Annotated in this window: 8 protein-coding genes; 1 reads left to right on the top strand and 7 read right to left on the bottom strand. The window is 65.9% G+C overall.

Annotated elements, in window-relative coordinates; genetic code table 11:
- The 7 genes from INE98_RS09630 to INE98_RS09600 all read right to left on the bottom strand — a co-directional run.
- Positions 1–1,634 (bottom strand): ABC transporter transmembrane domain-containing protein (locus INE98_RS09630; RefSeq protein ID WP_293538544.1); only part of this gene is annotated, 1,634 nt, incomplete at its 3' end.
- Between the two features lie 10 nt (positions 1,635–1,644).
- Entirely contained in the window at positions 1,645–2,421 is a 777-nt protein-coding gene (locus INE98_RS09625) for a hypothetical protein (RefSeq protein WP_293538543.1), read from the bottom strand.
- The gene (locus tag INE98_RS09620) at positions 2,418–4,085 is read right to left on the bottom strand and encodes an NAD+ synthase (protein ID WP_293538541.1); all 1,668 of its coding nucleotides are present in this window, start codon (positions 4,083–4,085) and stop codon (positions 2,418–2,420) included. The genes INE98_RS09625 and INE98_RS09620 overlap by 4 nt, the downstream gene beginning before the upstream one ends.
- Before the next feature lie 53 nt (positions 4,086–4,138).
- Positions 4,139–4,951 carry a hypothetical protein gene (locus INE98_RS09615; protein WP_293538539.1) on the bottom strand — a complete coding sequence of 271 codons (813 nt, stop codon included), beginning with the start codon at positions 4,949–4,951 and terminating at the stop codon, positions 4,139–4,141.
- An 83-nt stretch (positions 4,952–5,034) separates the two neighbouring features.
- Positions 5,035–6,216, bottom strand: a complete 1,182-nt coding sequence (locus tag INE98_RS09610) for an aminotransferase class I/II-fold pyridoxal phosphate-dependent enzyme (RefSeq protein WP_293538537.1) — start codon at positions 6,214–6,216, stop codon at positions 5,035–5,037.
- Positions 6,182–6,610, bottom strand: a complete 429-nt coding sequence (dksA, locus tag INE98_RS09605) for an RNA polymerase-binding protein DksA (RefSeq protein ID WP_293538535.1) — start codon at positions 6,608–6,610, stop codon at positions 6,182–6,184. Before dksA ends, INE98_RS09610 begins: the two co-directional genes overlap by 35 nt.
- Positions 6,611–6,701: 91 nt before the next feature.
- Positions 6,702–7,133, bottom strand: coding sequence for a flagellar assembly protein FliX (locus INE98_RS09600; protein ID WP_293538534.1), 432 nt, complete (start codon positions 7,131–7,133; stop codon positions 6,702–6,704).
- Between the two features lie 180 nt (positions 7,134–7,313).
- Here INE98_RS09600 and INE98_RS09595 point away from each other — a divergent pair.
- Positions 7,314–8,399 (top strand): flagellar basal body P-ring protein FlgI (locus INE98_RS09595; protein ID WP_293538532.1); only part of this gene is annotated, 1,086 nt, incomplete at its 3' end.

The following is an 8,399-nucleotide window of genomic DNA, read 5'->3' as shown; positions in this document are numbered from 1 at the left end:
TCGGTCGGACCATCCAGGGCCGATGTGGCCTCGTCGAGGATCAGCAGACGAGGATCCGCCAGGAGGGCGCGGGCGATCCCGACCCGCTGGCGCTCGCCGCCCGACAGCTTGAGTCCTCGTTCCCCCACCCGGACGTCCAGGCCACCCGGTGTCGCGCGGATGAAGCCGCCAAGCTCGGCGGCCTCGGCGGCGGCCAGGATTTCCGCCCGGGAGGCGTCCGGCCGGGCGAAGGCGATGTTTGCACCGAGGGTCTCGTTGAAGAGGGCCACATCCTGCGGGACGAGTGCGGCGGCGCGTCGGAGATCGGAGCGGGCGAGGTCACGAAGATCGACTCCGTCCAGGGTCACAGCGCCCGAAAGCGGGTCCAGAAGGCGAAGGGCAAGACGCACGACCGTGGTTTTGCCCGCCCCGGAAGCGCCGACAAGCGCCGTGGTCGCGCCTGGCGGGACCTCGAAGGTGATCGAGTCCAAACCCGCCGCGCGCGCGCCATGGCGGAAGCTGACATCGGAGAAGGCAAGGCGGGCGCCCGCACCAGAGGCTGGCGGCAACATCCTTGGCTTGTCGGGCTCGGCCACATCGGGAGGAATTCGACCGATCTCCACCATTTGCTCCATGTCGATGAAGGCCTGGCGGATTTCCCGGTAGTTGAAGCCCAACATGTTCAAGGGCTGGTAGAGGCCGATGACCAGAAGCACCGCCATGGTCACATCGCCAAGCCGCATCCTGCCCTCGAGAACCTCGATCCCGGCGAGGAGCACCATGATGGCGAGACCCAGGTTGAGCACCAGGGCCTGGACAGAATTCAACAGGGCGAGGGAGGTGTTTGCGCGAACGGCAGCCCGAACATAGCCGGCCATGGCCCTCGCATAGTCCGCTACGGAACGGCCTTCCTGTCCAAAGGACTTCACCGTCTCGAAGTTCAGGAGGGAATCCACTGACACCCCCGCGGCCTTGCCGTCCGCAAGGTTGAGTTCACGCCTGTGCTCCAGGCGCCAGTCGGTGATGCGGAAGGTCAGGACAGCATAGATCACGATGGTGGTGAAGGTCGCCGCCGCGAACCGCCAATCGAGCCGCGCCGCCATCACCGCCATCGCCAGGACAAGCTCGAGGGCGGTAGGTCCGAGATTGAACACCACGCTGCGGATCAGAAAATCCGTGGATCGGGAGCCCCGGTCAATGATCCGCGCCAGGGCGCCGGTCTGCTTGCCCTGATGATAGTCGAGGGAGAGGGACAGCACATGCCCGAAGGTCTCCTCCGCCGCCTTCGCCATGGTCGCCTGCGAGACAGGCGTGAAGATGGCCTCTCGGGCGTTGGGCGCAGTGGCTGCAATCAGCCTGAGGCCGGCGAATCCCAGGGCGAGGAGGACGAAGGCCGTCCCCATCCCTCCCCCCGGCGTCGCGATCGGAGACTCCGTCAGCCGGTTTATGGCCTCTCCCAGCAGCACTGGCGCCGCCACCCCTGCCGCCTTTCCTAGGAAGATCAGAACGAGGGCGGCGCCAATCCTCCAGGACAGGCCCGAGGCGCCGCTTCGCAGAACAAGGCGCCAGAGGTCCGACATGGAGCTCCAGAAGTCGAAGCGCCCGATCGTCGGAGGGGTATCCGGCCCGGGGCGCTGACTATGGTGGAAGGTCATGGCGAAGGGTTCAGGGGAGGACTTCGGTAGACTGCACGCCGCCCCCGGGCGTCATCCAGTCAATCCGGGTCCCCCCGACCAGCGGCGTCACCCGCACGGGGCCCTCGACCAGAGGGGCCGGCGACGACAGGCGCAGCACCATCTCCCGGTTGAGACCCTCCCCGAACACCCTGAGCCGGCTCTCACCCATCGGCACAGGACCATTGAGACGAATCTCATATCGTCCCGAGACGTCCGAGCGGCCCTCGCCGGCCCGCCGACCATTGATCTGGGCGACAAAGAGCCCTTCCGGCGGCGCCTGCCCCGAAATGATCGTTCCTCCGCGCCGGTCGTAGTCGATCACCAGGGCCCGCCGTCCCGCATCCCCGAGCGGCCGGGCGGAGGCGCCGGCCCGAAGCAGCCACCCGCCTGTTGCAGGCGAATGAAAGACATAACCCTCCGCCTGGAGGGTCCTGCCCTGCACCACCTGGGACAGGCCGAACACCATGGGCGCCCCGCCGGTCACCTGCAGGCGCCATCGGCCCTCGGCGTCGGCCTCGACCGTCAATCTCTCGCCTCCGGGCCGGGTCAGTTGCACCCGGGCCCCAGCCGCCGCCAGCCCGGTGATCTCGGTGTCAGGTCCCGCAGATTGAAACCGGTCCACCGAAACCGGCGGGAAGTAGGCCGCCTCATCCTGACGGCCGCCGGCCGGGTCCTGAGGCGGCGGCTGAGGGCTGCAACCGGCCAGAGCCAGGACCGCGAAGACTGACAGGAACCGGAGGAAGGCGACGACCGGGCTGCGCCTCATGCTCCGCTGACCCGGTCCCTGAAACCGTTGACGATCGGATACCTGCGATCCCGACCGAAGGCCCGGGCGCCGATCTTCACACCTGGAGCCGACTGACGGCGTTTGTACTCCGAGCCGTAGAGAAGGCGCTGGACCCTCTCGACCGTGTCAGGCGGATAGCCCCGCGCGACGATCTCATCCAGTGTGGCCTCTTCTTCGACAAGGCCGTGCAGGATGCCGTCCAGTTCCTCGTACTCCGGCAGGCTGTCCTGGTCCTTCTGGTCAGGTCGTAACTCGGCGGATGGGGGTTTGGTCAGGATCCGCTCCGGGATGGGGTCCAGTCCCCTGCGGAATGGATCATGGGCGTTACGCCAACGGCAAACCTCGTAGACCTCTGTCTTGTAGAGATCCTTGAGCACGTTGTAGCCACCGCACATGTCTCCGTAGAGTGTCGCATACCCCACGGCCATCTCGCTCTTGTTCCCCGTAGTCAGCAGCATCGAGCCGAGCTTGTTGGACAGGGCCATCAGGGAAAGCCCCCTGATGCGAGCCTGGATGTTCTCCTCGGTCAGGTCAGGCGGGCGATTCCCGAAGTGGGGGGTCAGCATCCCGGCGAAAGCGTCGACGGCCGGCGAAATGGGGATCTCATCCAGCCTCACGCCCAGCCGTCCGGCGCAGTCAGCGGCGTCGTCCAGGCTCTCCTGGCTTGTATACCGCGATGGAAGCATGAAGCAGCGCACCCGATCCGGCCCAAGGGCGTCGACCGCCACAGCCGCCGTCAGCGCAGAGTCCACGCCGCCGGACAGACCCAGGAGCACACCCGGAAAGCCGGACTTGTTCACATAGTCCCTGAGCGCCACCACCATGGCGTGGTGCATGGCGCCGGCCCCCTCGAGCCGATCGGCAAGAGGCGGACCTGAGCCGGTCCATCCGTCCCGGCCCTCCGTCCAGTGCATGACGCCGAGCGCCTCCTCGAAGGCTGGCAGCCTCATGACCTGGCGTCCGCGGGCGTCAAGGGCGAAGGAGGCCCCGTCAAACACAAGCTCGTCCTGTCCGCCGACCTCGTTCACATAGATCAGCGGAAGACCCGTCTCCGCGACGCGGGCTCGCGCCACCTCGAATCTCTCCTGTTCGGCAGTCCGGCGATAGGGAGAGCCATTCGGAGCCAGGAGGATCTCGGCTCCACGCCTGGCGAGGCTCGCGCAGACATCCGGCGACCAGATGTCCTCGCAGATCGGAGCGCCAAGCTGGACGCCCTTCCAGCTGAAGATCGAAGGCTCTTCACCCGGCTCGAAGATCCGCTTCTCGTCGAAGACGCCGTAGTTGGGAAGGTCACACTTGAAGGCGACGCCACGGATTTCGCCGCCAGCCAGGAAGGCAAGGGCGTTGCGGGGCCGGCGGCCTGGCCCCTCGGCCGGCCAGATGACGCCGACGAGGGCGGCGAAGTCCTCGTCCGTCTCCGCCGCAAGACGCTGGACCGCACACTGTCCTGCTCTCCAGAATGCGGGCTTCATCGCAAGGTCCTCCGGAGGATAACCATTGATGAAGAGCTCCGGGAATATCGCGATATCTGCACCGGCGGCCCTGGCTTCAGCCATCTTCTGGCGGGCCAGGGCCTCATTGGCGTTGATGCCGCCAACGGTCGGGTTGGCCTGCACGGCGGCGATGACAATGGACCTGTTCATGCCCCGACCTTTAGCGTCGACGGCCCTTGCCCGCCAGTCGGGGCTGGACACGATTAACGCTCCGGCCCGTCGCTTCCGAAGGAGGGCAGAGCCTGGAGCATGTCATTCATGTTGGCCTCAGACACCCGGATCAGACCATCGCCAGGGCGATCAAGATCCAGGATCAACATGAAGGCGAGGGTCACCAGCAGGAACATGATCACCGAGACCCATCTGCGATGCGCGTGCGCTCCGGCGGAGACGTATCCCAGGACCCCTGCGACCCCGATGGCATAGGCCATGAGTGCGCCAAGCACAGCGGGCGGAATTCGGGCGGCGAGGGCCGCCTTCCTCTGGCCCTCGACCTCGATCATGCGGGTGACGCTCTGCACCAGAAAGTTAGCGAGAGCCGGCGTCCTTGAGGCGCGTGCAGCGGCGGCGGTCCTTTGCCACATGGGCACCTGAAGCGCCTCGGAGTGCGCCTGGGCGGCCAGTTGGGAGGGACCCGCCAGTTCCCCTGTGGCGCGGCGAACCTGCGCATACGAGATGATCACCCGGCTCAGGTCGGTGCGATACGGCTCATCCAGCAACTGCGCCCGCATGAAGGCCACGCCGATCGCGTTCGCCTCCTCCACCACAAGGGTTCGGCGAAGTTCATGCCGGGCCAGAGCCAACGAGAATGTGAAGGCGATCAGCAGGGAAAGAAGGCCGACCACGCTCGTCGCAATGAGGCCTTCGCCGGCCTGTGACAGTCCGACCCCGACGGCGCTTGAGCGACGCCTTCGTATGCCCTCGAAAAGCATGCGGGCGGTCAACATCAGAATGAACAACGTCAGGCCGACCAGCCAAAGCTGCTGGTCCGCCACGAACCGAGAGAGGGCGTTCATGGGGTCGAGGGCCTCCCGCGCCCGGGGTCGGGCGACGACCGGAAGAGTTTCAACCCTCCGGGAAATGGGTCAAGTCGGATGGTTCAGTCGAGCCGTGGCTGGGCCTTCAGCCACGGCGACAACCGGCGAAGGCCCTCCTGAACAAGGTCTGTGGACACGGCGAAGCTCATGCGGACGAAGCGCCGGCCATCGACAGGATCGAAGTCGACCCCGGGCGCCAAGGCCACACCGGTCTCCCGTAGGATCTTCTCGCAGAAGGCCAGGCTGTCATCGGTCAGATGACCGACATCCGCGTAGATGTAGAACGCCCCGTCGGGCGGCGCGATCGAGGCCAGGCCAAGGCCGGGAAGCGCATCAAGAAGCAGAGACCTGTTGCGGCGATAGACTTCGACATTTTCCTCGAGCTCCTTGCGGCTGTCGAAGGCCGCAAGGGCCGCATGCTGGCTGAGCGACGGCGCGGTCAGAAACAGGTTTCCGATCAGGGCCCGCGCTCGGCCCAGGTGTGACTGGGGCGCAGCGAGCCACCCCAGTCGCCATCCGACCATGCTGAAGTACTTCGAAAAGCTATTGATGACGAAGGCCTGATCGGTGAACTCGAGGACGGATCGCGCGCGCTCTCCATAGGCGAGGCCGTGATAAATCTCATCAGAGACCAGGCCGAGGCCCCGCGCCTCGCAGGTCCTGACAATGGCCTCCATCTCCGCCGGCGGCAGGATCGAGCCCGTTGGATTTGCAGGGCTGGCGATGATCACGCCGGCAAGCGGCCCCTCGATGCGCGCGAGAGCCCTGGCGGATAGCTGGTAGCCGACCTCAGGCCCACTGGGGACTTCAACCGGCTCCAGGTGCAGGGCGCGGAGCGTATTCCGATAGGCGACATAGCCCGGACGGGCCAGGGCGACGCGATCGCCGGGGGCGAAGCGGGCGGAGAGAGCCAGAACGAGGGCCGGGGACGCCCCGCACGTCAGCAAGAGCCGGTCCGCAGGGAGGTCGACGCCATAGACTTCCAGGTAGTGCTGGCTCAGCCGGAGCTTCAGCGCCTGGCTCTCCCAATAGCTCCCGGGATCGGAATCGAGGGCCCTGTGCGCAGCGGCGATCGCCGCGGAAGGCGCACCGGTCGAAGGCTGACCGAACTCCATGTGGATGATCGACGCGCCATCGGCCTCCAGCCGCCGGGCGAGGACACTCAGGGTGATCGCGTGGAAGGGGTCGATTCTCGGGAGCGCCGAGGCGTCAGTCGTCACGATGAACCCGTTCGCGGCGCTCATGCCTCTCCTGCGCTTCCAGGCTCAGGGTGGCGATGGGCCGGGCGTCCAGGCGCGCGAGTCCGATGGGCTCTCCGGTCTCTTCACAGTAGCCGTAGGAACCCTCGTCAATGCGCCGGAGCGCCTCTTCGATCTTGGAAATCAGCTTGCGCTGGCGATCTCGGGTCCGCAGTTCCAGAGCCCTGTCGGTCTCCGACGTGGCGCGATCGGCAAGATCCGGATGGTTCTCGGTTTCCGCCTGAAGATGCGCCACAGTCTCTCGGGACTCGCGGAGGATTTCCTCTTTCCAGGCCATGAGCTTCCGGCGGAAGTACTCCCGCTGACGCTCATTCATGAAGTCCTCGTCCTCGGACGGCCGATACGCAGGTTCTGTATCCAAGACGTCGACCTTGGGCATTTGAACCTTATCCCCCCTTGAGCGCGAAGCCCGGAATCTGTGGGGGCTTATAGCAAACCGGATTAACGGCGCAACGCCCTACAAACCATGGTCATTTGACGAAGCCACGGACCTCCATCTTGGCCATCTCGACAGCCGCCCGGGTCTCTATCTCATTGAGCACGGCCTCAAGTTCGGGATCCCCTGTGGCCTCCCGCTTCTCGCCGATCGCCTGGGACAAAGCGCGTATCTGGTCGGGCGTCAGGACGCCGTCAATCAAGGCCAGCTTGAGGTCGTCGAGCACATCCAGCAGGCGTCCGGCCCGGCGGATCGAACGTCTGCGTCCCTCAAGTGGGCCCCCGACGTCCTGCAGCGCCAGAAGGGCCTCGACACCCATCACTCCGCCCAGGCTCGTCGATGGCGCAGCAGGCGCCGCCCGTCCGGCGTCCCCTGCGCCGGACAGTGAAAAAGCTCCGCCGGTGGAACTGGCGCGCTTCGCGGAAGAAGGACCGGCCGAGACGCCGGTAGGACCTGTCACCTTCATGCCCCCACCCTAGCGCAGGCGGACTTGAGGTATGGTTAATGCCGGGCAATTTCTGCACTGGGCGCCGACAATGCATCGACCACGGATGTACGGCCTCTGACTCTTCAGGGTTTTTTCGCCCCGGCTGATGGCACAGGACTGGCAAGGCCAAGGTCGAGCGTCATTTTCCCGGAAGCCTCCATGTCTCTCCTCAGTCGCATTTTCAGCCTGGCCCTGGCGGGCGCCATCCTGCTTTCGCCCCTCGGGAGCGAGGCTCAGGCGCGCTCGCGCATCAAGGATATCGTGGAGTTCGAGGGCGTCCGGGAGAACATGCTCGTGGGATATGGCCTGGTGGTCGGCCTGAACGGGACGGGAGACTCGCTGCGCAACGCTCCCTTCACCCGCCAGAGCCTCGAGGCGATGCTTGAGCGCCTGGGCGTCAATATCCGGGAGACGAACCTGAACACCAAGAACGTGGCGGCGGTGATGGTGACCGCCCGGCTCCCGCCCTTCGCCACGGCCGGGTCGCCAATCGACGCCTCGGTTTCAGCCATGGGGGATGCAAAGAGCCTTCTGGGCGGCACCCTCCTCGTCACCCCGCTCATGGGCGCCAACGGAGAAGCCTATGCCGTCGCCCAGGGCACCGTCCAAACGGGTTCTGTGTCGGCCGGCGGCGCTTCAGGGAGTTCCGTCACCAAAGGGGTTCCGACGGCGGGGCGGATCGCCGGCGGGGCGATCGTCGAACGTGAACTGGGTTTCCAGCTGGCGTCCATGCCCCAGATGCGCATGACCCTGCGCAATCCGGACTTCACCACCGCCCGCCGCGTCGCAGAGGCCGTCAATGGCGTCTATCCGGGAACAGCCGTCGTTGAGAACCCATCCATCGTGACGATGCGGCCCCCCATGGGGGTGAACATGATCGCCATGATTTCAAGGATCGAGAACCTGCCGGTCGACACTGACGAACCCGCCAAGGTTGTGATCGATGAAGTCGCCGGGGTCATCGTGATGGGCGATAATGTCCGCATCTCCACCGTCGCCATCGCCCAGGGCAACCTGACCATCCGGGTTCAGGAGACCCCCGCCGTCAGCCAGCCCAATCCCCTGGCCCAGGGACAAACCGTCGTGACGCCCCAGTCGAGCGTCAGTGTCGATGAAGAAAAGGGCCGGCAACTGATCACCCTGCGGAGCGGCGCGTCGCTGTCCAGCCTTGTTGCAGGTCTGAACACCCTCGGCGTGACCCCCCGGGACATGATCTCCATTCTTCAGGCCATCAAGGCCGCCGGC

Origin of the sequence: Phenylobacterium sp. (assembly GCF_020253645.1) — a bacterium.
GTDB lineage: Bacteria > Pseudomonadota > Alphaproteobacteria > Caulobacterales > Caulobacteraceae > Phenylobacterium.
This window is presented reverse-complemented; position numbering and strand designations above follow the sequence as displayed.